This is a genomic window from Sphingomonas sp. BL-S-25 (genome assembly GCF_055521555.1).
The window spans coordinates 1,257,987-1,280,208 of the sequence record NZ_CM145486.1 but is presented as its reverse complement, the minus strand read 5'-3'; the positions used below and the strand labels follow the sequence as shown (position 1 = coordinate 1,280,208).

At 67.7% G+C, this 22,222-nt stretch carries 23 protein-coding genes and 1 tRNA gene; 14 read left to right on the top strand and 10 right to left on the bottom strand.

Translation table 11 applies throughout. The annotated features are described in order from the left end of the window. Position 1: 1 nt before the first annotated feature. The 3 genes from ACZ1H8_RS06350 to ACZ1H8_RS06340 all read right to left on the bottom strand — a co-directional run bounded on the left by ACZ1H8_RS06350 (position 2) and on the right by ACZ1H8_RS06340 (position 1,828). Positions 2-646 (bottom strand): heme exporter protein CcmB, encoded by a 645-nt coding sequence (locus ACZ1H8_RS06350; protein WP_465180504.1) that lies wholly within the window; start codon positions 644-646, stop codon positions 2-4. A gap of 226 nt (positions 647-872) precedes the next feature. Next, positions 873-1,439, bottom strand: a complete 567-nt coding sequence (ccmA, locus tag ACZ1H8_RS06345) for a heme ABC exporter ATP-binding protein CcmA (RefSeq protein WP_465180503.1) — start codon at positions 1,437-1,439, stop codon at positions 873-875. Next, a complete protein-coding gene (locus ACZ1H8_RS06340) occupies positions 1,436-1,828 on the bottom strand; it encodes a metallopeptidase family protein (protein ID WP_465180502.1) in 393 nt (130 codons plus the stop codon). Before ACZ1H8_RS06340 ends, ccmA begins: the two co-directional genes overlap by 4 nt. 44 nt (positions 1,829-1,872) lie before the next feature. Between ACZ1H8_RS06340 and ACZ1H8_RS06335 the strand changes: the two genes are divergently transcribed. After that, entirely contained in the window at positions 1,873-2,166 is a 294-nt protein-coding gene (locus ACZ1H8_RS06335) for a 4a-hydroxytetrahydrobiopterin dehydratase (RefSeq protein WP_428835685.1), read from the top strand. Positions 2,167-2,181: 15 nt separating this feature from the next. Here the strand turns inward: ACZ1H8_RS06335 and ACZ1H8_RS06330 are convergent, their stop codons facing one another. Beyond that, positions 2,182-2,970, bottom strand: coding sequence for an SDR family oxidoreductase (locus ACZ1H8_RS06330; RefSeq protein ID WP_465180501.1), 789 nt, complete (start codon positions 2,968-2,970; stop codon positions 2,182-2,184). Between the two features lie 61 nt (positions 2,971-3,031). Between ACZ1H8_RS06330 and ACZ1H8_RS06325 the strand changes: the two genes are divergently transcribed. From ACZ1H8_RS06325 to ACZ1H8_RS06310, 4 genes are all read left to right on the top strand, one after another. Then, positions 3,032-3,796 carry an ATP-binding cassette domain-containing protein gene (locus ACZ1H8_RS06325; protein WP_465180500.1) on the top strand — a complete coding sequence of 255 codons (765 nt, stop codon included), beginning with the start codon at positions 3,032-3,034 and terminating at the stop codon, positions 3,794-3,796. Positions 3,797-3,890: 94 nt separating this feature from the next. Beyond that, entirely contained in the window at positions 3,891-5,414 is a 1,524-nt protein-coding gene (locus tag ACZ1H8_RS06320) for an ABC transporter permease/substrate-binding protein (protein WP_465180499.1), read from the top strand. 56 nt (positions 5,415-5,470) lie between these two features. Then, complete coding sequence (locus ACZ1H8_RS06315; protein ID WP_465180498.1) at positions 5,471-7,921, top strand: glycoside hydrolase family 3 protein; 2,451 nt, start codon at positions 5,471-5,473, stop codon at positions 7,919-7,921. Positions 7,922-7,928: 7 nt separating this feature from the next. Continuing rightward, positions 7,929-8,942, top strand: a complete 1,014-nt coding sequence (locus ACZ1H8_RS06310; RefSeq protein ID WP_465180497.1) for an aldose epimerase family protein — start codon at positions 7,929-7,931, stop codon at positions 8,940-8,942. Positions 8,943-8,997: 55 nt separating this feature from the next. Here the strand turns inward: ACZ1H8_RS06310 and ACZ1H8_RS06305 are convergent, their stop codons facing one another. The 3 genes from ACZ1H8_RS06305 to ACZ1H8_RS06295 form a co-directional block, all read right to left on the bottom strand. Then, on the bottom strand, positions 8,998-10,569 hold the full coding sequence (locus tag ACZ1H8_RS06305; RefSeq protein WP_465180496.1) for an aldehyde dehydrogenase (NADP(+)): 1,572 nt from the start codon (positions 10,567-10,569) through the stop codon (positions 8,998-9,000). A gap of 124 nt (positions 10,570-10,693) precedes the next feature. Continuing rightward, positions 10,694-11,437 (bottom strand): FadR/GntR family transcriptional regulator, encoded by a 744-nt coding sequence (locus ACZ1H8_RS06300; RefSeq protein WP_465180495.1) that lies wholly within the window; start codon positions 11,435-11,437, stop codon positions 10,694-10,696. Positions 11,438-11,469: 32 nt separating this feature from the next. Then, positions 11,470-11,559, bottom strand: a tRNA-Ser gene (locus tag ACZ1H8_RS06295). Positions 11,560-11,711: 152 nt separating this feature from the next. On the opposite strand from ACZ1H8_RS06295, the gene ACZ1H8_RS06290 reads away from it, so the two are divergent. Beyond that, positions 11,712-12,560 (top strand): DUF1134 domain-containing protein, encoded by an 849-nt coding sequence (locus ACZ1H8_RS06290; protein WP_465180494.1) that lies wholly within the window; start codon positions 11,712-11,714, stop codon positions 12,558-12,560. Next, entirely contained in the window at positions 12,494-12,817 is a 324-nt protein-coding gene (locus ACZ1H8_RS06285; RefSeq protein WP_465181352.1) for a DUF1294 domain-containing protein, read from the top strand. The genes ACZ1H8_RS06290 and ACZ1H8_RS06285 overlap by 67 nt, the downstream gene beginning before the upstream one ends. Positions 12,818-12,833: 16 nt before the next feature. On the opposite strand, the gene ACZ1H8_RS06280 is transcribed toward ACZ1H8_RS06285, so the two are convergent. Further along, positions 12,834-14,159, bottom strand: a complete 1,326-nt coding sequence (locus ACZ1H8_RS06280) for a dihydroorotase (RefSeq protein ID WP_465180493.1) — start codon at positions 14,157-14,159, stop codon at positions 12,834-12,836. 44 nt (positions 14,160-14,203) lie between these two features. Between ACZ1H8_RS06280 and ygfZ the strand changes: the two genes are divergently transcribed. Beyond that, a complete protein-coding gene (gene ygfZ / locus ACZ1H8_RS06275) occupies positions 14,204-14,929 on the top strand; it encodes a CAF17-like 4Fe-4S cluster assembly/insertion protein YgfZ (protein ID WP_465180492.1) in 726 nt (241 codons plus the stop codon). A 90-nt stretch (positions 14,930-15,019) separates the two neighbouring features. Here the strand turns inward: ygfZ and ctaD are convergent, their stop codons facing one another. Both ctaD and coxB read right to left on the bottom strand, forming a co-directional pair. Continuing rightward, entirely contained in the window at positions 15,020-16,672 is a 1,653-nt protein-coding gene (gene ctaD, locus ACZ1H8_RS06270) for a cytochrome c oxidase subunit I (protein ID WP_465180491.1), read from the bottom strand. Between the two features lie 4 nt (positions 16,673-16,676). After that, positions 16,677-17,816: a cytochrome c oxidase subunit II gene (gene coxB, locus ACZ1H8_RS06265; protein WP_465180490.1), complete on the bottom strand. Its 1,140-nt coding sequence runs from the start codon at positions 17,814-17,816 to the stop codon at positions 16,677-16,679. A 173-nt stretch (positions 17,817-17,989) separates the two neighbouring features. Here coxB and pyrE point away from each other — a divergent pair, with 173 nt between their 5' ends. From pyrE to ACZ1H8_RS06235, 6 genes are read left to right on the top strand one after another with little or no spacing between them, the layout of a single operon-like run. Then, the gene (gene pyrE / locus ACZ1H8_RS06260) at positions 17,990-18,571 is read left to right on the top strand and encodes an orotate phosphoribosyltransferase (RefSeq protein WP_465180489.1); all 582 of its coding nucleotides are present in this window, start codon (positions 17,990-17,992) and stop codon (positions 18,569-18,571) included. Beyond that, a complete protein-coding gene (locus ACZ1H8_RS06255; protein ID WP_465180488.1) occupies positions 18,568-19,296 on the top strand; it encodes a pyridoxine 5'-phosphate synthase in 729 nt (242 codons plus the stop codon). The genes pyrE and ACZ1H8_RS06255 overlap by 4 nt, the downstream gene beginning before the upstream one ends. Further along, positions 19,293-19,781: an NADAR family protein gene (locus tag ACZ1H8_RS06250; RefSeq protein WP_465180487.1), complete on the top strand. Its 489-nt coding sequence runs from the start codon at positions 19,293-19,295 to the stop codon at positions 19,779-19,781. The genes ACZ1H8_RS06255 and ACZ1H8_RS06250 overlap by 4 nt, the downstream gene beginning before the upstream one ends. Beyond that, positions 19,778-20,182, top strand: coding sequence for a holo-ACP synthase (acpS, locus tag ACZ1H8_RS06245; protein ID WP_465180486.1), 405 nt, complete (start codon positions 19,778-19,780; stop codon positions 20,180-20,182). The genes ACZ1H8_RS06250 and acpS overlap by 4 nt, the downstream gene beginning before the upstream one ends. Beyond that, positions 20,179-21,069 (top strand): signal peptidase I, encoded by an 891-nt coding sequence (gene lepB, locus ACZ1H8_RS06240; protein ID WP_465180485.1) that lies wholly within the window; start codon positions 20,179-20,181, stop codon positions 21,067-21,069. Before acpS ends, lepB begins: the two co-directional genes overlap by 4 nt. Further along, a complete protein-coding gene (locus tag ACZ1H8_RS06235) occupies positions 21,066-22,220 on the top strand; it encodes an AI-2E family transporter (protein ID WP_465180484.1) in 1,155 nt (384 codons plus the stop codon). The genes lepB and ACZ1H8_RS06235 overlap by 4 nt, the downstream gene beginning before the upstream one ends. Positions 22,221-22,222 lie beyond the last annotated feature (2 nt).

Here is a 22,222-nt window from a genome sequence, read left to right as displayed (position 1 = left end):
CTCAGCCGCGCCCCATCTTCATCGCCGCTCCGGCGACGAACGGGCATCCTGCGACCAGCAACAGGCTGACCGCGCCCAGCAGCTTGATCGCCCCGACCTCGCCATCGACCGCGCCGGCGCCGAAGATCAGCAGGGGGATGGCGAAGGGCAGCATCACCAGCCCGGCCAGTGCGCCTGCACCGCGCAGACCCGAGGTGAGCGCGGCAGTCGCAATCCCCAGCGCCGCGAGGCCGGGGGTGCCGATCGCCAGCGCGATCTCGATCCGCAGCAACGCCTCGCCCGGCAGCCGCAGCAGCGCCGAGGCGATGACTGTCGCGGCCAGCAGGCTGGGCGCGAACCCCAGCCAGTGACCGGCCATCTTGGCGGCGGCCACCGTCGCATCGGAAAGGCCGCGAGCGATGAACTGATCGATCATCCCGCTCTCGACATCGGGCCCGATCAGCCGCTCGACCGGCAGCAGCGCCGCGAGCAGCGCCGCCGCCCAGATCACGCCCCCGCCAATCCGCGCGAGCAACTCGCCATCGGGGCCCACGGCAAAGGGAAACAGGATCGCCGTCAGCAGGAAGAAGGCGATCGGCAGGACCAGCCCGCCGCTGGTCCAGCTGCGGCGCAATTCGCGCAGGATGATGGCGGCGACGGCGCTCATGATGCGGATTCCGGGGCGCAGCGCCCTTCGACAGGCTCAGGGCGAACGAAAGTTTCGTGGACATACCCAGACCCCGTTCGGGCTGAGCTTGTCGAAGCCGGCCGCGTCACAGCGCCACCAGCGGTTGCGGCACAGGCAGCGCCCTTCGACAAGCTCAGGGCGAACGGAGGTGGGGTGTGCATTCCCAACCCACGTTCGGGCTGAGCTTGTCGAAGCCCGCTGCGCCTCACAGCGCCACCTCGCTCGCGCCAGGCATCGCCACCGGCAGGTGCGTCGCGACCACGACCGCGCCGCCCTTCGCGCGATGCGCCGCGATCAACGCCTCCAGCAATCCGATCGACCGCAGGTCCAGCCCATTGGCCGGCTCGTCGAGCAGCCACAGCGGCGCGCCCGATGCCGCGACCCGTGCCAGCCCCGCGCGCCGGCGCTGGCCGGTCGACAGCAGCCGTACCGGCACCTCCGCCAGATGCGCCAGGTCGAGTGCGATCAAGGCGGTCTCGACCGCCGCCCCGGATTGCCCGTCGATCCCCGCCCAGAACCCCAGCGCCCGCACCAGCGACAGTTCCGGATCGAGCGCACTTGGTTCGCCCAGCAGCGCGCGCGGGCCGCACTCGACCGACCCGGCCGCGGGATCGAGCAGCCCCGCCGCAAGCCGCACCAGGCTCGACTTGCCCGCGCCGTTGGCGCCGGTCACCAGGCAGCCGCCGCCGGGTTCGACCGCGAAGCTCAGCCCCTCGAACAAGATTCGTCCCCCGCGCGCGCAGGTCACGTCGCGGAAGACGAGCAGGCTCACTCGGCGGAGTCCTCCAGCGCATGGATATCGTCGTCGGACAGGCCGAAATGATGCCCGACCTCATGCACCACGACATTGTTGATCAGCGCCTCGAACTCGACGCCGGTCTCGCACCACTCCTCCAGGATCGGGCGGCGATAGAGGTGGATTTCGTCGGGAAAGCGGATCACGTCGAACGAGGATTTCTCGCCGAGCGGCCGGCCGCGATACAGGCCGGTCAGTTCGAACGGGTCCTCGATCCCCATCGCGGCGAGCGTCTCGTCATCGGCAAATTCCTGCACCACCAGCACGACATCGGCGAGATGGGTGGCGAAGGGTTCGGGGATGCGCGCCAGCGCCGCGCGGGCGAGGCGCTCGATCAGCGCTGCGTCAGGGGCTTGTCCGGTCATGCTGCCGGGAATAGGCGTTGGGCTCGGCCAAGGGCAAGGAGGCGATGATGGTGACGCGACTGACCGACGGACTGCGCGACGAATCGCTGGCCAGCCTGCCTGAGTGGCGGCACGAGCCGGCGCGCGACGCGATCGTGCGCAGCTTCGCCTTCAGGGACTTTGTCGAGGCGTTCGGCTTCATGACGCGTGTCGCGCTGCTGGCGGAGAAGGCCGATCACCATCCCGAATGGTCGAATGTCTGGAACAAGGTCGACATCCTGCTGACCACCCATGACGCCGGCGGCCTGTCGATCCGCGATATCCAGATGGCTCAGGCGATCGACGCGCTGGTCGGCTGACCGCTGCGCGCGGGTTCAGCCGAGCCCGCGGCCACGGCGCATCTGCTTGCGCAGCCCGCCCGGCATCCAGCGCGCGGCAAAGGCCAGGCGGCGCGCGGTCTTGCCGATGATGACATGCACCTTGTCGCGCTCGATCCCGTCCCAGATCTGCTGCGCGACCTCGTCCAGCGGGGTGAATTCCAGCTTGGCCGCGCGCACCGCGTCGCGCGCGGTGTAGTTGGTTCCCGACACGTTCGAGTCGAGCAGCGGCGTGTCGATGAAGCTGGGCATGACGACCCGGACCTTGATGTCGTCTGCCGCCCATTCGCCGTCGAGCGCTTCGGACAGGCCGCGCACGCCGAACTTGACCGCGGCATACAGAGCGAGGCCGCCCGAGCCATAGATGGCCGCCGCGCTGGCGGTGTTGACCAGTGCCGATCCGGGCGTTGCCTTCAGGTGCGGATAGGCGGCGCGCGCGCCGTTGATCACGCCGGTCAGGTTGATCCCGACGATCCGGTCGATCTCCTCCCCGGTGGCATTGGCCAGCGGCCCGCCCACCGCGATTCCGGCATTGTTGAACAGCACGTCAAGCCGTCCGCCGCTGGCGGCGGTGAATTCTGCGAGCGCGGTCGCCCATTGGTCGCGGTCACGCACGTCCATGACATGGGTGGTCGCCATGCCGTCGGGCAGCATCGCCTGGGTCGCGGCAAGGCCGGCGGCGTTGACATCGGCGAGGCCGACGAACCAGCCGCGCGCGGCGAAGAACTGCGCGACCGCCTGGCCGATCCCCGACGCGCCCCCCGTGATGAAGATCGCCTTTGCCATCCCTCGCTCCTCTCGCACGTCTTTTTGACTGTTGCCGCACCATCCCGCACAATCGCGAGCGATGCCAGAGCGATCGCGCAGCGTTACCTTCAAAAATGTCAGCAAGCGATACGCCAGCGCGGTCGCGGTCGATGACGTATCGCTGGCGATCGAGGGCGGCAGCTTCGTGGCGCTGGTCGGCGCCTCGGGATCGGGCAAGTCCACCCTGCTCAAGATGGTCAACCGCCTGATCGAGCCCAGCACGGGCGAGGTCGAGGTCGATGATGCGCCGGTCTCCGCCCGCCCGGTCCACGAGCTTCGGCGGCAGATCGGCTATGTCTTCCAGAATGTCGGGCTGTTCCCGCACATGACAGTCGGGGAGAATGTCGCCATCGGCCTCAGGCTGGCGGGAGTGCGGGATAGCGCTGCGCGGGTCGCCGAACTGCTCGAGCTCGTCGAACTGGCGCCCGACCTGGCGGTGCGAATGCCCGATGCCCTGTCGGGCGGTCAGCGCCAGCGGGTCGGCGTCGCCCGCGCGCTGGCGACGGGGCCGGGGCTGATGCTGATGGACGAGCCGTTCGGTGCGCTCGACCCCGTCACCCGTGATGCGCTGGGCAAGGCGATCCGCGCGCTGCACGACCGGATCGGCCTCACGACCATCATGGTCACCCACGACATGGCCGAGGCGCTGCTGCTGGCCGACCGCGTACTGGTGATGGACGCCGGCCGGGTTGTTGCGGACATGACGCCGGCGCAGTTGATCGCAGGCGAGGGCGGCGCGGTGGCGCAGGCGCTGGTCGCGGTCCCGCGCGAGCAGGCCGCCCGGCTGGCGGCGATGGGCGCATGATGGCGGCGGCAGACAATGCGCTGACAATCCCCCTCCCAGGAAGGGGAGAGGCGTTGCGCGAGGGCCGCACACGCTTTTGTCGGGCAGCCCCCCGATGACCGCAGCGTTTGCCCGGGTCCCCGACCTCCTCGCCCAGCACCTGCTGCTCGCCTTCGCCGCGCTGCTGCTCGGCATCGTCATCAGCCTGCCGCTGGCGATTCTCTCGGCGCGCAACCGGACGGTGGGGCGGGTCGCGCTCGGTTTTGCCAGCCTGGTCCAGACGATCCCCAGCCTCGCGCTGCTGGCGCTATTCTATCCGATCCTGTTGTCGCTGTCGGCGCTGGTCGGCGGCGGGATTCCCGCGCTCGGCTTCCTGCCGTCGTTGCTGGCGCTGATGCTCTATGCGCTGCTGCCGATCCTCCGCAACGCCGTGACCGGCCTGGCCACGCTCGACCCGGCGGTCATCGAGGCGGCGGACGGGATGGGGATGACCCGATGGCAGAAATTGCGGCTGGTCGAGGCGCCGTTGGTGCTGCCGATGCTGATGGCCGGCATCCGCACGGCCGCCGTGTGGACGATCGGTGCGGCGACATTGTCGACCACGGTCGGTCAGCCCAGCCTGGGCGACCTGATCTTCGCCGGGCTTCAGACGCAGAACTGGGCGCTGGTGCTGGCCGGATGCATCGCCGCGGCGGGGCTGGCGCTCGCGGTCGATGCGCTGCTCGGCCTCGCCGAATATGGCATCGCCCGTCGCCGCCGCGGCCTTGCCTGGGGAAGCCTCACCGCACTGCTGATCGCCGTCGTCATCGCGCTCGCGCCGGCGCTGCCGTCGGGCAAGGGGACGGTGGTGGTCGGGGCGAAGGGCTTTTCGGAGCAGTTCATCCTCGCGCGGCTGATCGGCCACCGGCTGGAGCAGGCCGGCTACCGTGTCGACTATCGCGAGGGGCTGGGCTCGGCGGTGGCGTTCAGCGCGCTCGCGGCGGGGGATATCGACGTCTATGTCGATTATTCGGGCACGATCTGGACCAATCAGATGCAGCGGACCGACGTGCCGCCGCGCGAGGCGATTGTCGACGGGGTCGATCGCTGGGCGCGCGAGCGGCATGGCGTCCTGTCGATGGGGTCGCTCGGTTTCGAGAACGCCTATGTGTTCGCGATGCGCGCCGATGACGCGCGGCGGCGCGGCATAAGCAGCATCGCCGATCTGGCGGGCCAGGCGCCGACGTTGCGCCTCGCCACCGATATCGAGTTTCTGGAGCGACCCGAATGGCGCGCGGTTCGCGATGCCTATGGCCTGCGTTTCCGTTCGGCTCATCCCTATCAGCCGACCTTCATGTACAAGGCGCTGGCGGGGGGAGAGGCGGACGTGATTCCCGCTTTCTCGTCGGACGGGCGGATCGCCGCCGACCGGCTGACCGTGCTGACCGATCCCAAGGGGGCCATCCCCGGCTATGATGCGATCCTGTTGCTGGCCCCGAAACGGGCCGATGACGCACGGTTTCAGGCGGCGCTGCGCTCCTTGATCGGCGCGATTCCGGTCGAGGCGATGCGCGAGGCAAATTATCGCGTCGACCGCGACGCGAACAAGGAAGGTCCCGCCGCCGCAGCCGACTGGCTTGCCAATCATCTCAAGCGGTAGATTTTTCCCGCGGTACGGCTATTCTGGTAGCGATATCATCTTTTAGGAGAGACCTGATGCGGAAGCTGCTTCTGGCAACGACGATCTTTTGCGCAGCGCCGGCATTTGCGCAGCAGGATCCGACAACGGTGTCGGCGACGACCGTCGCCAATCCCGAGAAATGGCCCGCCGCCGCCAGTCAGGGGCTGGTCGATCCGGCGACCGAAAAGCGCATCGACGACCTGATCGCCAAGATGACGCTGGAGCAGAAGGTCGGCCAGATGATCCAGGGCGACATCTCGACGGTGAAGCCCGAGGATCTGCGGCGCTATCCGCTCGGCTCGATCCTGGCGGGCGGCAACTCGCCGCCGCTCGGCGCGCCCGACGACCGCTCGTATCAGAAGGACTGGGTCGCGACCGCGCGCGCCTTCCGCGCCGTAGCGATGGAGCAGCGCGCGGGCAATTTGCGCATCCCGCTGATCTTCGGCGTCGACGCGGTGCACGGTAACAACAACGTGATCGGTGCGGTGATCTTCCCGCACAATATCGGCCTGGGCGCGATGCGCGATCCGGACGTGATCCGCCGCATCGGTCAGGTCACCGCGATCGAGACCGCGGCCGCCGGCCCCGACTGGGCATTCGGCCCGACGCTGGCAGTGCCGCAGAATGATCGCTGGGGCCGCACCTATGAAGGCTATTCGGAGGATCCGTCGGTCGTCGCCAGCTATGCCGGCGCGATGATCGAGGGGCTTCAGGGCAAGCCGGGCGAGAGCCGTATCCAGAAGGGGCATGTCGCAGCCTCGGCCAAGCATTTCCTCGGCGATGGCGGCACCACCGACGGCATCGACCAGGGCAATACCGAGGTCGATGAGGACACGCTGATCCGCATCCACAATGCCGGCTATCCCAATGCGATCAACGCCGGGACGATGACCATCATGGCATCCTATTCCAGCTGGAACGGCGGCAAGATGCACGGCAACAAGCCGCTGCTGACCGATGTGCTGAAGGGGCGGATGGGCTTTCAGGGCTTCGTCGTCGGCGACTGGAACGGCCACGGCCAGATCCCGGGCTGCACCAAGGATGACTGCCCCCAGACGTTCCTCGCTGGGCTGGACATGGCGATGGCGCCGGACAGCTGGAAGGGCATGTTCGACTCCACGATCAAGCATGTCCGCGAGGGGCGCATCCCGATGGCGCGGATCGATGACGCCGTCCGCCGTATCCTGCGGGTGAAGTTCGCGCTGGGCCTGTTCGACGAGGCGCGCCCGGTCGAGGGTACCGACGCGCTCGGCACCCCCGAGCACCGCGCGGTCGCGCGCGAGGCGGTGGTGAAGTCGCTCGTCCTGCTGAAGAACGAGGGCGTGCTGCCGATCAAGTCGAGCGCCAACATCCTGGTCGCCGGGCCCAGCGCCGATTCGTTCGAGATGCAGACCGGCGGCTGGACGCTCACCTGGCAGGGCGAGGAGAATCCCAACGCACTGTTCCCCAATGGCGAGACGATCTTCGCGGGCATCGCCCAGGCGGCGAAGGCTGGCGGCGGCACCGCGACCCTGTCGGTCGATGGCAGCTTCACCAAGAAGCCCGACGTCGCGATCGTCGTGTTCGGCGAAAAGCCCTATGCCGAGATGCGCGGCGACATCCGCACGCTGGAATTCCAGCCGGGTGACAAGCAGGCGCTGGCGACGCTGCGCAAGCTGCGCAGCCAGGGAATCCCGACCGTGTCGGTCTTCCTGTCCGGCCGGCCCTTGTGGGTGAACCCCGAGATCAACCAGTCGAACGCCTTCGTCGCCGCCTGGCTGCCGGGCACCGAGGGCGGCGGCATTGCCGACGTCATCATCGGCGACAAGACGGGCAAGCCGCGCACCGACTTCCACGGCAAGCTGTCGTACAGCTGGCCCAAGACCGCCGGCCAGTTCGTGCTGAACCAGGGGATGAAGGGCTATGACCCGCTGTTCCCGTTCGGTTACGGCCTGAGCTATGCCAAGCCCGGCAAGGTCGGGAAGCTGGGCGAGGTGTCGGGCATTGACGCGTCGGCGCTGAACACCAGCATCTTCTTCGCCCGCGGCCAGACCCCGGCGCCCTTCTCGATCGCGACCGACAGCGGCATCACCCGCACCGTGGCCGAAGCCCAGGCGCAGCAGGAAGGCGCAGTCCGCCTGGCCTGGCCGAATCGCGCGGCGACCTTCCGCATCGGCGGCGCGGCACCGATCGACTTCTCGCGCGATGCCAATGCCGATCTGTCGCTGCAGATCACCTACCGCGTCGAGACCGCGCCGACCGGGCCGGTCATGCTGTCGATGGACGGCGAGACCAAGGGCGGCGGGATCGACGCGACCAGCCTGTTCGCCAAGGCCGGGACGTGGCAGACGAGCAAGGTGTTCCTGAAATGCTATCAGTCGAACGGTGTTGACCTGGCCCGCGTGACCGCACCCTTCGTGCTGCAGGCGAATGGGCCGTTCGCGGTGACGATCGCCGATATTCGCGTCGTGTCCGATCCCAACAGCTCGGTCTGCCCGGCCAAGTGAGGATCGCGTGACGCGCCTCGAGATCGCCAATGGGGCGTTTCGCGCCGAGCTGCTGACGCTCGGCGCGACGCTCCGGCGGCTCGATGTGCCCGACCGGACGGGCCGCAGCGCGAACATCGTGCTCGGCCTGGCCGATCTGGACGATTATTGCGGGGCGCCGCGCTATCTCGGGTCGGTCGTCGGTCGCTATGCCAATCGCATCGCGGGCGGCCGCTTCGTGCTCGACGGCCGCGAATATGCCCTGCCAGTCAATGACGGGCCAAACACCCTGCATGGCGGCGTGCCGGGGTTCGACCAGCGTGAGTGGGAGCTGGTGTCACACGACGCCACCAGCGCGGCGTTCGCGCTGACCAGCCCCGACGGCGAGCATGGCTTTCCCGGAACGGTGCGGGTCGAGGCGCGGTACGAGATGCTCGCCGACGGGCTGGAAGTGATCTTGAGCGCAACCACCGATGCGGCAACGATCCTCAACCTGACGCATCACGCCTATTTCAACCTGGCGGGGGAGGCGAGCGGCGCCTCGATCCTCGACCATCGGCTGCGAATCCCGGCCCGCCGGATGACGCCGGTCGATGCCACGCTGATCCCGACCGGCGAGCTCGCCGAGGTTGCGCGGGGTGTGTTCGATTTCCGCGAGCCCAAGCGGGTCGGTCGCGACATCGATGCCGACGACGCGCAGCTCGTGCTTGGCAAGGGCTACGACCATAATTGGGTGGTCGACCGGCCCGGCGTGGTCGCGACGCTCTATGATCCTGCCTCGGGTCGGGTGCTCGACCTCGAATCGGATCGGCCGGGGCTGCAATTCTATTCGGGCAATTATCTCGGCGACGGACCGCCCGGAACTTCGGGGCGGCCTTATGCCGCGCGCGACGGGCTGTGCCTTGAGCCGCAGCTGTTTCCCGACAGCCCGAACCGGCCGGACTTCCCCTCGGCGCAGCTCGATCCCGGCGAGCGCTACGAGCATCGCATCGCCTTCCGCTTCCGCACCGCCGACGACGACGCGCAGGCCTTCAGCCCATAGGAAAAGGGGCCCGCCTTTCGGCGAGCCCCTTCCTTAACCGTCCGTCCGACGAATCTTACAGCGTCGGCTTGCCATCCACGCGGCGCGGGATGCCGGTATAGCCTTCGCGCAGTTCCTCCGGCAGCAGCGCTTCCGGCAGGTCCTGGTATGAAACCGGGCGCAGGAAGCGATCGATTGCCAGCGTGCCGACCGAGGTGCTGCGGCCGTCCGAAGTCGACGGGAAGGGCCCGCCATGGACGATCGCGTCGGTCACCTCGACACCAGTCGGCCAGCCATTGGCCAGGATGCGGCCGACCTTGCGCTCCAGAACCGGCAGCAGCTGGCGGGCCAGTTCGGTATCGCCGTCATCGACCTGCAGCGTTGCGGTCAACTGACCCTCAATCGAGGCGAGCACGGTGTTCAGCTCGTCGATATCGGCGCAGCGCACGACCATGCTGGTCGCGCCGAAGACTTCCTCCGCATGTTCGGGATCGGCGATGAAGTCCTTCGCCGAGATGCTGAACAGCGCCGCGCGGCCGCAATGCGGACCGCCGGGCTCGGCGCCCTGGGCAAGCTGGGTGAAGGCCGAGGCAGACGCCATCCGCGCCACGCCGCTTTCATAGGCGCGGTGGATGCCGGGGGTCAGCATCGTCGCTGCCGGCGCCACGCCGACCAGGTCGGCGGCGGCGGTCAGGAAGCGGTCGAGCGCAGGGCCCTCGATCGCCAGCACCAGACCGGGATTGGTGCAGAACTGGCCGGCGCCCATCGTCAGCGACGCGACGAAGCCCTGCGCGATCGTCTCGGCACGCGCTTCGAGCGCGGCGGGCAGCAGGATGACCGGGTTGATGCTGCTCATCTCGGCATAGACCGGGATCGGCACCGGACGGCTCGCGGCCAGCTTCATCAGCTGGGTGCCGCCGCCGAACGAGCCGGTGAAGCCGACTGCCTTGATCCGCGGGTCGGTGACCAGCGCCGCGCCGACCGAATTGCCCGGACCGTTGATCAGGCTGAACACGCCCTTGGGCATGCCGGTCTTTTCGGCGGCGCGATTGATCGCACCTGCAACCAATTCAGCCGTCCCGGGATGCGCCGAATGACCCTTCACGATCACCGGGCATCCGGCGGCCAGCGCCGAGGCGGTGTCGCCGCCGGCGGTCGAGAAGGCGAGCGGGAAGTTGCTGGCGCCGAACACGGTCACCGGGCCCAGCGGGACCATGCGCAGGCGCAGATCGGCGCGCGGCGGAGTGCGCTCGGGCAGGGCGTGGTCGATGCGCGCGCGCAGATAGTCGCCGAGGCGAAGCTCGCGGGCGAACATGCGCAGCTGGCCGACGGTGCGGCCGCGCTCGCCGGTCAGGCGCGCGTGCGGCAGGCCGGTCTCGGCCATGGCGCGCTCGGTCAGCGTCTCGCCCAGCGCGTCGATCTCGTCGGCGGCAGCCTCGAGGAATTCGGCGCGCTTCTCGCGGGGCAGGGCGGCATATATGGGGAAGGCGGCTTCGGCAGCGGCGGCCGCGGTCTCGACATCCTCGGTCGTCGCGACGGTGAAGCTGGGCTCGATCTCGGCGCCGGTCGCGGGCGATACCGCACGGAAGCCTTCGCCGTCGCGCTTCACGCGCTCGGAAGCAATGAACAATTCCCCGGTAAGCGCCATGGCTGGATCCCTCCTGTTGGTTCCGCGTCGAAAGTTAGCGGTAACATGATCGGACCGGATTTAGGCCCTGGGGCGTCCAGGTTCAACCTTCAGGTCATGCAAAAGCGGACTTGGCCCTGCCGGATCAGCAGCAGCCGCGCGCTTCCATCGCGTCGTTCAGGCCATCCGCGACAAGTGCCGCCATCGAATCATGCGCGCGCTCGGCATCGCCCGCCTCGATCGCCTCGAGCACGCGCAAATGTCCGGGAAGCGCGTCGCGCGGCGCCGGAAGCTTGTCCTGCTTGAACGCGGTGGTCAGCGCGATCGCGGTCGCCACGCCGTGCGCCAGCGAGATGACGAAGTCGTTATGGCTCGCCTCGAGCAACGCCGAGTGAAATTCATGGTCGCAGGCGCGGCCTTCCTCGGTCGCGAAACTGTGGCGGCTGACGCCGTCCAGGCCGGCACGCATCCGCGCCAGCTGTTCGGGGGTGCGCCGCATCGCGGCCAGCCGGGCGGCATCGGGCTCGACGATCCGGCGGAGCTCGAACAGGCTTTCGATGAGCGCCTGATCGGGAACGTCGGTCGCGAACATCCAGCTGAGCACATCGGGGTCGAGCAGGTGCCAGCCGGTCCGCGGGCTGACCTGCGTCCCGATCTTGGGTCGCGAATGGACCAGGCCCTTGGCCGACAGGATGCGAATCGCCTCGCGATAGGCGGTGCGGCTGACCTTGAACTGCTCGCTTGCCTGGATTTCGCCATCCAGCAGCTCGCCGGGCTGGAGCACGCCGGTGACGATGCGAATGCCCAGGTCGCGCGCAACCGTGCCGTGAAGACGGAGCGACTTGGCTTTGGGCTTGCGTTTGATCGGTCTGGCGATTGGCTGGATCACACCGGCTCCTGGGCGGACATTCGGCAGGGCGGTGGCGGAGACGGAGGGATTCGAACCCTCGGTACGGTTTCCCGTACGACGCTTTAGCAAAGCGTTGGTTTCAGCCACTCACCCACGTCTCCGGACAGGACCGAAGGGCGGCCTATAGCGACGGTCTTTGTTCGGATCAACGCCCCGATTGGCGCATTTTCGACTCGAATCGCCGCCCGTTCATTGCGGGGTCAGCCGTGGCGGGCTAGCGGGATGGCCGTAGTGTCATGTTTGGGGACGGGGAATGAAGCGATTTGGTGCGCTAGCGGCGATGGCGGCGGCGACGCTGCTCGCCCTGGGCTCGGCTCCGGCCTCGGCGCAGGTGACGCGAATCGATCCCAATTCACAGATCGATTCGGACCTCGATAATCCGCCCCCGACGCAGCAACAGCCGGCCGACCCGTATCGCGGCGCCGATCCCTCGCCGCCGCGCTATGAGGATCCGTCGCAGGACCCGGCGCGCGACCCCTATCCCGAACCCTATCAGCCCCAGCCCGCGCAGCAGCAGGCGCCGACCCAGGGGCAGACTGCACCATCGGCCGGGACGCGTTCCGGCGGGTACGAGATGCCACAGAATGCGCAGCAGGCGGGGGCACGCGCGCAGGCGACCGATACCTTCCAGCAGGACGATCTGATCGGCGCAGCGGAGGGCGTGTTCGGCAAGGGTGCGGCCGGGCTGGCGGGCCTGATCGAGAATATCCTGAAGGAGCAGGGCGAGCCGAACGCCTATATCGCCGGTCGCGAGGCCGGCGGCGCGATCGCGGTGGGTGTCCGCTATGGATCAGGCACGCTGTTCCACAAGATCGAGGGCCAGCGCAAAGTCTATTGGACGGGGCCATCGATCGGCTTCGACGTCGGCGGTGATGCCAGCAACGTCTTCGTGCTGGTCTATAACCTCCACGACAGCCAGGAACTCTACAAGCGATTCCCCGGCGGGGAGGGCCGCGTGTTCGTGGTCGGCGGATTCTCCGCCACCTATATGCGCCGCGGCGACGTCGTGCTGATCCCGGTCCGGCTGGGCGTCGGCTGGCGGCTGGGCGTCAATGCCGGCTATATGAAGTTCACCGAGAAGAAGCGCTGGCTCCCCTTCTGACGGCGGCGGCAGGGGCCGCGGTTGCGGTCAACCTGCTGACCTATCTGAGCTTTCGGCACGACAAGCGGCGTGCGGTCGCGGGCGGCCGCCGCATCCCCGAACGGCACCTGCTCGGGCTGGCATTGATCGGCGGAACCCCTGCGGCCTTCGCGGCGCGCGCGATGCTGCGCCACAAGACGCGCAAGCAGCCCTTCTCGACCTGGCTCATCCTGATCGCGCTGGCGCAGGCCGCGCTGATACTCGCGTCCCTGCTATAGGGCAGCGCCCGGCCGCTCAGCCGAACTCGACCGATTCGAACCGCACCGGCTCGCCGATCGCCTGGCTGGCCAGCTGAGCATCCCACATCACCCGGTTGCCGCGGATGATCGTGCCGATCGGCTTTCCGGTCAGCGCCATGCCGGTGAAGGGCGACCAGCCGCAGCGCGACGCCAGCCAGCTTTCCTCGATCGTCCAGCGCGCCTTGAGGTCGACGACGGTAAAGTCGGCGTCATAGCCGACCGCGATCCGCCCCTTGCCGGCGATGCCGAACACCCGCTGCGGTCCGGCGCTGGTCATGTCGATCAGCCGCTGCAGCGTCAGCCGTCCTTCGGCGACATGGTTGAGCATCAGTGGGAGCAATGTCTGCACGCCGGGCATGCCGCTGGGCGAGGCGGGATATTCCTTCGCCTTTTCCTCGCGCGTGTGCGGCGCGTGATCCGATCCGATCACGTCGGGCACGCCCTGCACCAGCCAGTTCCACAGCCCGTCGCGGTGCGCGCCCGAACGGATCGGCGGATTCATCTGGGCAAAGGTGCCGAGGCGCGGATAGGCGTCCTCGCCCGCCAGCGTCAGATGCTGCGGCGTCACCTCGCAGGTCGCGATGTCCTTGTGCTTGCCGATCAGCTCGAGCTCGGCCGGCGTGGTCACGTGCAGGATGTGGATCCGGCGGCGCGCCTCGCGCGCCAGGCGCAGGATGCGCTGCGTCGCCAGCATCGCGCTCTCGTCGTCGCGCCACACCGGGTGCGAGGCGGGATCGCCGGCGATTCGTTCGTCGGCGCGCGCGTTCATCCGCGCCTCGTCCTCGGCATGGATCGCCACCCGGCGATGGCCCGAGGCGAGGACCCGGGCAAGCTGGTCATCCTCGGCAACGAGCAGGTCGCCGGTCGAGGCGCCCATGAAGATCTTGACCCCTGCCGTGCCCGGCAGCCGCTCCAGCTCGGCGAGCTCCGGCGCATTGGCTGCGGTCGCCCCGACATAGAAGGCGTGGTCGCACCACATCCGGTCCTTGGCGCGGGCCAGCTTGTCGTTGATCGCATCGGCCGAATCGGTGTTGGGCTTGGTGTTCGGCATCTCGAACACCGCGGTCACGCCCCCCAGCACCGCGGCACGCGCGCCACTCTCCAGATCTTCCTTCGCCTCGAGCCCGGGCTCGCGGAAATGGACCTGGCTGTCGATCACGCCGGGCAGGATATCGAGGCCGGTGCAATCGATCGTCTCGCCCGCGTCGCCGACCGATCCGATCGCGACTATCTTGCCGGCGGTGACGCCAACCGTCACTTCGACGGGACCGCCTGGCAGGTGCACGCGGCCGCCAACAAGCTTCAGATCGACAGTGGCCATGATCGCCTCTTTCACTGGAGTGTGCGGCCTCCTACCTCTTCGCCATGAACCACGCTACCCTGCTGCCGAACCGCGCTCTCATTCGGATCTCGGGCGAGGATGCCCGGGGATTCCTGCAGGGGCTGGTCACGCAGGACATGGCGACCGTCGTCCCGGATGCGCCGAAATGGGCCGCATTGCTGACCGCGCAGGGCAAGGCGCTGTTCGACTTCCTGTTGTGGGATGGCGGCGACGGATCGATCCTGGTCGATTGCGAGGCAGACGAGCGCGATGCGCTGGCGAGGCGCCTTACCCTCTATCGCCTGCGCCGCGCGATCATGATTGAACCGATCGATGGCGGCATCCACTGGTCCATCCAGCCGGGACGGGGCGTGCCGGATCCCCGCCTCGCGGCACTGGGCTGGCGCTGGATCGGCGAGGCGACGGGGGAGGTGGCCATCGACTGGCGCGCGCATCGCCTGTCGCTCGGCGTGACCGAGGGCGCTGCCGAATTGGGTCAGGACAAGACGCTCTGGCTGGAATGCAACGCCCAGGAGCTGAACGGCGTCAGCTTCACCAAGGGCTGCTATGTCGGGCAGGAGAATACCGCGCGGATGCATTATCGCGCGAAGGTCAATCGCCGGCTGGTGGTCGCGCCGCTGGGCGAGCCGGGCGATCGCACGCGGACGACCTATCCCGAGTTGGGCCTGATGATCGAGCTTCGCCGCGCCGAGGCGCTTGGTGACGCGCTCGTTCCAGGCTGGCTGGCCGAGGCACTCGCCGAAGGCTGAGAGCGCCCGGACGGCATTTCCCTCACGTAGGACGAAAAACGCCCCGGAGTTTCCTCCGGGGCGTTTTCGGTTTCGATCAGGATCCGAAGCTTAGTGGTGCTTGTCGTCCTCGATGATCGGCAGCGTCTCGAACTGGTGGAACGGCGGCGGGCTGGACAGGGTCCATTCCAGCGTCGTCGCACCTTCGCCCCACGGATTGTCCGGGGCCTGCTTCCCCGCGATCAGCGAGTAGATGATGTTGACGAAGAAGATCAGGATGCCGAGCGCCATGATCAGATAGCCCAGGCTGGCGATGTGGTTCCAATAGGCATAGGCGTCCGGATAGTCCGGATAGCGACGTGGCATACCCTGCAGGCCCAGGAAGTGCATCGGGAAGAACATGACGTTCACACCGATGAAGAACACCCAGAAGTGCAGCTGGCCGAGGAACTCGCTGTACATCTTCCCAAACATCTTCGGGAACCAGTAGTAGAAGCCGGCGAACAGGCCGAACACGGCGCCCAGCGAGAGCACATAGTGGAAGTGCGCCACGACGTAATAGGTGTCGTGCATATAGTCGTCGACACCGCCATTGGCGAGGATGACGCCGGTCACGCCGCCGACGGTGAACATGAAGATGAAACCGATCGCCCACACCATCGGGGTGCGGAAGCTGATCGAACCGCCCCACATGGTGGCGATCCACGAGAAGATCTTCACGCCGGTCGGCACCGCGATGACCATCGTCGCTGCGGTGAAGTACATCTTCACGTTCACGCTGAGGCCGGTGGTGAACATGTGGTGCGCCCACACGACGAAGCCGACGACGCCGATCGCGACCATGGCATAGGCCATGCCGAGATAGCCGAACACCGGCTTGCGGCTGAAGGTCGCGACGATCTGGCTGACGATGCCGAAGCCCGGCAGGATCATGATGTACACTTCGGGGTGGCCGAAGAACCAGAACAGGTGCTGGTACAGGATCGGGTTGCCGCCGCCCTGCGGATCATAGAAGGCAGTGCCGAAGTTGCGGTCGGTCAGCAGCATGGTGATCGCCGCGGCGAGCACCGGCAGCGCCAGCAGCAGCAGGAAGGCGGTGACCAGCACCGACCACACGAACAGCGGCATCTTGTGCAGGGTCATGCCCGGCGCGCGCATGTTGAAGATGGTGGTGATGAAGTTGATCGCGCCCAGGATCGAGCTGGCGCCGGCGATGTGCAGCGACAGGATCGCCATGTCGACCGAGGGTCCCGGTTCGCCATAGGTCGACAGCGGTGCATAGACCGTCCAGCCGGTGCCCGCGCCCTGGCCGACAAATGCGGAGCCGAGCAGCAGCGCAAAGGCGGGGATCAGCAGCCAGAACGAGATGTTGTTCATCCGCGGGAACGCCATGTCGGGCGCGCCGATCATGATCGGGACGAACCAGTTGCCGAAGCCGCCGATCATCGCCGGCATGACCATGAAGAACACCATGATCAGGCCGTGCGCGGTGATCAGCACGTTCCAGAAGTGCAGCGACGCGTCGCCGGCATGGCCCGAAAGCCAGGGCAGCCACTGGATGCCCGGCTCGGCCAGCTCGAGCCGCATCAGGCCTGAAATGCCGCCGCCGATGATGCCCGCGACGATCGCGAAGATCAGGTAGAGGGTGCCGATGTCCTTGTGGTTCGTCGACATGAACCAGCGGGCGAAGAAGCCCGGCAGGTGATCCTCATGATGGTCGTGCGCGTGGTCGTGACCGTGCGCGTCGAAAGTCGTTGTGCTCATGGTCTCAGTTCCCTGCGCCGGCGGGGTTCGCCGTGGCGGCCTGGTTGGTGGTCGCGGGCACGTCGATCGCGTTCACGACCGGGCCGGTGCCGTTGGCGGGGGTGGTGGTGTCGTCGGTCGCGTCGCTGCCCGGCTGGGCCGGGGCGGCTGCGCTGGGCTTGCCGACGGCCGGCATCGTGCCGCCCTTGGCGCGGACCCATGCCTCGAACTGCGCCGGCGGCACGGCTTCGACAACGATCGGCATATAGGCGTGGCGTGCGCCGCACAGTTCCGAGCACTGGCCGTAATAGATGCCCGGCTTCTCGATCGTGAACGAGGTCTCGTTGATGCGGCCGGGGACGGCGTCGAGCTTGATCCAGAAAGCGGGGATCGCCCAGGAATGGATCACGTCGTTCGCGGTGGCGAGCAGGCGGATCGGCACGCCGGCGGGCAGGACCACGCGAGTGTCGGTCGCCAGCAGGCGCGGACCGTCGGCATCGGTGCGGAAGCGGGTGCCGGCCGGAACCTCGCCCTTTTCCTTCAGCATGTTCGCGGTCAGCTGGATCCCGCCATGGTCGGGATATTCATAGCTCCAGAACCACTGGTTGCCGATCGCCTTCAGCGTCACCGCATTGTCGGGCGCCGGCTTGAACTGGTTGGCCAGCAGCCGGATCGACGGGACCGCGACGACCACCAGGATCAGCACCGGCAGCAGCGTCCAGACCACCTCGATCGCGGTATTGTGCGCGGTCTTGGATGGGGTCGGGTTGGCTGCGCGGCGATAGCGGAAGATCACCCACATCAGCAGGATCAGGACGAAGATCGAGATCGCGACGACCAGCGGCAGCAGGATCGCATCGTGAAACCAATGTGCCTCGCGGCCGTTCGGAGTCACCTGCTGCTGGAGCGTGATGTGTCCGTCGACGGGCATGCCGATGCCCGCCTGCGGTGCCGTCTTCGGCGTACCGTCGGCATTCAGCAGCGGGTCGGCGACGGCCGGTGCGGGCGCGTCGACGGTAGCCGGAGTCGAGCTGTTGGCCTCTGCGCCACCGGCCGAAGCCTCGGTCGGCGCGTTGGCGGCGGCCGGGGCCGCGGTGTTCTGGGCGGTTGCCGGGCCTGCGAGCGCGAGGCCCGCCGCCAGGACAATCGTGGTCAACCCAAGCATGCGCATCGTCGATATTCACCCTGTTCAGAAGCGCCGAAGCGAGCGGAAAACTTGCCTTATCGTGCGGCCTATACGCTGGCAGGGGGTCTGCTCAACAGCTTTTTGCATTGCCGTTGCGGCGTCGGCACACGAGTCCTAAGTACGCGCGAACCCTGTTCGCCCTGGGAGCGCGCGTGACCGAAGACCCGATTCTTGCCGAATTCCGTGACGCCGGTGCGTTGCTGGAGGGACATTTCATCCTGTCGTCCGGCCTTCGTTCGCCGGTCTTCCTGCAAAAGATGCGGATCTTCGAGGATCCGGCGCGGACCGAGCGCGTGTGTTCGCGGCTTGGCGCGCTGATCCGCGACAGCTTTGGCGAGGTCGACCTGGTCGTCTCGCCCGCGATCGGCGGGATCATCCCCGGCTATGAAACTGCCCGCGCGCTCGGCTGCAAGGCGGTGTTCGTCGAGCGCGAGGAGGGTGAGTTCCAGCTGCGCCGCGGCTTCGAGATTCCCGAAGGCGCGCGGATCGTGATGGTCGAGGATATCGTCACCACCGGCCTGTCGTCGCGCGAATGCATTGCCGCGATTCGCACATTCCCCGGCACGCTGCTTGGCGCCGCCTGCATCGTCGACCGGTCGAACGGGACCGCCGATGTCGGCGTGCCGCTGGTGTCGCTGATGAAGATGGACGTCCCGGCCTATCCCGCCGACCAGCTGCCGCCCGAACTGGCGGCGATCCCGGCGATCAAGCCGGGGAGCCGCGTGACGGCGTGACCGGCCGGCTGCGCCTGGGGGTCAATATCGACCATGTCGCCACCGTGCGGAATGCGCGCGGCAGTGGCTATCCCGATCCGGTCCGCGCCGCGCTGATCGCGGCGGAGGCCGGTGCCGACGGCATCACCGCGCATCTGCGCGAGGATCGCCGCCACATCACCGACGATGACATCGCCCGCCTGTCGACGGGGCTCAGCGTGCCGCTGAACCTGGAGATGGCGGCGACCGAGGAGATGCTGGCGATCGCGCTGCGCCACCGCCCGCATGCGGTGTGCATCGTTCCCGAAAAGCGCGAGGAGCGGACGACCGAGGGCGGGCTGGACGCCGCCGGCCAGCATAATCACCTGGCGCCGATGATCGCCCAGCTCAACGATGCCGGATGCCGCGTCAGCCTGTTCATCGAGCCCGACGCGCGCCAGATCGACGCCGCGCTGCGCCTGCGCGCGCCGGTGGTCGAGCTCCATACCGGTCGTTATGCCGAGCTGGAAGGACCGGCCAAGGCCGAGGAACTGCGCCGCATCGCCGATGCCGCCGCACTCGCTGCGAAGAACGGGATGGAGCCGCATGCCGGCCACGGCCTGACCTTCGACAATGTCGTGCCGATCGCCGCGATCCCGAAGCTCGCCGAGCTGAATATCGGCCATTTCCTGATCGGCGAGGCGATTTTCGACGGCCTCGCGCCCGTCGTGATGCGCATGCGGGCGCTGATGGACGAAGCGCGGTGAGCGAGGAACGGTTCACCTTCTTCTGGAACGATCCTTTCTCGCAATGGCATCCCAGCCCGTTCGAGATCGATGGGGTGCGCTACGTCACTGCCGAGCAGTATATGATGGCGGAGAAGGCCCGGCTGTTCGAGGATCAGTCCACGCTCGCCGAGATCATGGCCACCGACAGCCCGCGCGAGCAAAAGGCATTGGGGCGCCGCGTTGCCAATTTCGACGCCGAGCGTTGGAACGCCGTCGCGCGCGACATCGTGCTGCGGGGCAATCGCGCTAAATACCGTGCCAATCCGGAGTTGAAGGCACTGCTCCTCGAAACCGCGGGCACGACGATGGTCGAGGCCAGCCCGTTCGACCGGATCTGGGGCATCGGCCTGGCGGCGGAGGACCCCGCGGCGCTGGACCGCAGCCGCTGGCGCGGCACCAATTGGCTCGGCGAGATCCTGACCCAGGTTCGGGATGAACTGATTGCCGGCGGAGAACGGTCATGATCGTCGGGCTGGGATCGGACCTGTGCAATATCGAGCGGATCCGCAATTCGCTCGAGCGCTTCGGCGAGCGGTTCGAGAATCGCGTGTTTACCGAGGTCGAGCTGGGGAAGGCCCGCCGTCGCCCGCACACCCGCGCCGCCACGCTGGCCAAGCGCTTCGCCGCCAAGGAAGCTTTTTCCAAGGCGGTCGGAACGGGGTTTCGCCGCGGCGTGTTCATGAAGGATATCGGCGTGGTCAACGCGCCGTCGGGTGCTCCGACGCTGGCGCTGGCGGGTGGGGCACAGGCGGCGCTCGACCGGTTGATCCCCGAAGGCCATGAGGCGCGCGTGCACCTGACCCTGACCGACGACGACCCCTGGGCCCAGGCCTTTGTCGTGATCGAAGCGATCCCGACCGCGTGATCGTCGAAAGCCCCGAGTTGATCGAACCGACCATCGCTCCGAAGAAAAAGAATGCCCATCGCCGGACCGACTGGTGGGCGGAGGTGCGCGGCGTCTTCTGGCTGGTGATCGCGGTGCTGGGCTTTCACAGCCTGATCGCCAAGCCCTTCTACATCCCTTCCGAATCGATGCTGCCCGGCATGCTGGTCGGCGACCGGCTGGTGGTGACCAAATATCCCTATGGCTATTCGTTCGTCACCCCGACCTTCCACCTGCTGCCCTTCATCAAGGGCAGGTTGTTCGGCCATATGCCCGAACGCGGGGACGTGGTGATCGTCACCCCGCCGGGATCGGACACCGATTATATCAAGCGCGTGGTCGGCCTGCCGGGCGACCGGCTGGCGGTGCAGGGAGGCATCCTGTTCCTCAACGGCAAGCCGGTGCCGCGCCGCTATATGGGCGACCGGCTGATCCCGATCGACGGCAATACGCGATGTGACCCGCTCGAATATCCCGGCCGGCGGGTCGAGGGCGCCGACGGCAAGCCCTATTGCAGCCTGCCCATCTATCGCGAGACGCTGCCCAACGGGGTGTCCTATGACACGATCGATCTGGGCGTGATGCCGAACGACACCTATGCCGAGCGGACCATTCCCAAGGATCATGTCTTCCTGATGGGCGACAATCGCGATCGCAGCGCCGACAGCCGCTATCCGCTCGAGCTCAAGGGGCTGGGCGGGCCGGTGCCGTGGGAGAATATCGGCGGGCGGGCCGAGTTCATCACCTTCTCGCTCGACGGCAGTGCCAGCTGGAATCCGCTGACCTGGTTCGGGTCGATCCGGCCGGGTCGGATCGGCCAGTCGCTCCACCCCAGCGCCGCACCGACCGACGCGCCGGCCGCGCCATGAGCGACGACTCGGCCCGGACCGCGGAGATCGAATCGGTCGACATCGTCCACGAGCCCGGGCCGAACGAGCTGCGCGACCCGGTCGTGCGTGCCGAACTGCGCCGCGCCTCGGTCTGGTTCGGCCTGGCGATCGGCATCGCGCTGATCGTGTTGCTGATCCAGCCGTTGCTGATCATCTTCGGCGCGCTGGTCTTTGCGTCGATGCTCGACGGCGGCGTCCGCCTGCTCGGCAAGGTCGCGCCGCTGCCGCGCGGGTTGCGGCTGCTGATCGTCGTGCTGCTGGTGGCGACCTTCGTGATCGGGACCTTCTACCTGACCGGGGTGGAGATCGCGCAGCAGGTCGAGCAGTTGCGCTCGACGCTCGATGTCCAGGCGCAGCGGGTGACGGGCTGGATCTCGCAGACCGGGCTGATGCCGGGGCGATCGGACCTGACCGGTATCGCCCAGCAGGCGCTCGGATCGATCGGCAAGCTGACCTCGGCGGTCGGCACCGTGCTGGGCGTCGCGGGCAGTTTCCTGATGATCGTCACCATCGGGCTGTTCATCGCGATCGAGCCGCGGCTGTACGAGCGAGGGCTGCAGTGGCTGGTGCCGATCGATGCGCGCGACGAGTTCGCCGTCACCCTGGCGCGCATGGCACGCACGCTGCGCGTGCTGCTTGCCGGGCGGCTGCTCGGCATGTTGTTCGAAGGGACGCTGACCTGGCTGCTGCTCTGGTATGCGGGGGTGCCGATGGCGCTGCTGCTCGGCATCATCACCGGCATCCTCGCCTTCGTGCCCAATATCGGCGCCTTCGTGTCGGGCGTGCTGATGGTCTCGGTCGGGTTCAGCGCCGGCTATGAGCAGGGGCTGTGGGCGATCGGCATCTATTTCGGGGTCCAGACCTTCGACGGCTATGTCCTGATCCCGCTGGTCGCGAAGCGAACCGTCGACCTGCCGCCCGCGCTGACGCTGTCGGCGCAGATCCTGGCGAGCACCTTGTTCGGGCTGATGGGGCTCGCGCTCGCCGATCCGATGGTGGCGATGATCAAGGTCGCGCTGGAGCGCGAATCCGAACGCGCGGCCAAGGCGGGCATCGCCCGCGAGCGGCGTTTTCGCTGGCGCCGCGACGCCAACGAGGAAGCGGTGGCGGAGCGGGGATCGGGCGGCTAAGG

Coding starts and splice junctions, on each gene's coding strand:
- ACZ1H8_RS06350 (WP_465180504.1), bottom strand. CDS start 646: ATGAGCGCCGTCGCCGCCATCATCCTGCGCGAATTGCGCCGCAGCTGG.
- ACZ1H8_RS06340 (WP_465180502.1), bottom strand. CDS start 1,828: ATGACCGGACAAGCCCCTGACGCAGCGCTGATCGAGCGCCTCGCCCGC.
- ACZ1H8_RS06335 (WP_428835685.1), top strand. CDS start 1,873: ATGATGGTGACGCGACTGACCGACGGACTGCGCGACGAATCGCTGGCC.
- ACZ1H8_RS06330 (WP_465180501.1), bottom strand. CDS start 2,970: ATGGCAAAGGCGATCTTCATCACGGGGGGCGCGTCGGGGATCGGCCAG.
- ACZ1H8_RS06325 (WP_465180500.1), top strand. CDS start 3,032: ATGCCAGAGCGATCGCGCAGCGTTACCTTCAAAAATGTCAGCAAGCGA.
- ACZ1H8_RS06320 (WP_465180499.1), top strand. CDS start 3,891: ATGACCGCAGCGTTTGCCCGGGTCCCCGACCTCCTCGCCCAGCACCTG.
- ACZ1H8_RS06315 (WP_465180498.1), top strand. CDS start 5,471: ATGCGGAAGCTGCTTCTGGCAACGACGATCTTTTGCGCAGCGCCGGCA.
- ACZ1H8_RS06305 (WP_465180496.1), bottom strand. CDS start 10,569: ATGGCGCTTACCGGGGAATTGTTCATTGCTTCCGAGCGCGTGAAGCGC.
- ACZ1H8_RS06290 (WP_465180494.1), top strand. CDS start 11,712: ATGAAGCGATTTGGTGCGCTAGCGGCGATGGCGGCGGCGACGCTGCTC.
- ACZ1H8_RS06280 (WP_465180493.1), bottom strand. CDS start 14,159: ATGGCCACTGTCGATCTGAAGCTTGTTGGCGGCCGCGTGCACCTGCCA.
- ygfZ (WP_465180492.1), top strand. CDS start 14,204: ATGAACCACGCTACCCTGCTGCCGAACCGCGCTCTCATTCGGATCTCG.
- ctaD (WP_465180491.1), bottom strand. CDS start 16,672: ATGAGCACAACGACTTTCGACGCGCACGGTCACGACCACGCGCACGAC.
- coxB (WP_465180490.1), bottom strand. CDS start 17,816: ATGCTTGGGTTGACCACGATTGTCCTGGCGGCGGGCCTCGCGCTCGCA.
- acpS (WP_465180486.1), top strand. CDS start 19,778: ATGATCGTCGGGCTGGGATCGGACCTGTGCAATATCGAGCGGATCCGC.
- ACZ1H8_RS06235 (WP_465180484.1), top strand. CDS start 21,066: ATGAGCGACGACTCGGCCCGGACCGCGGAGATCGAATCGGTCGACATC.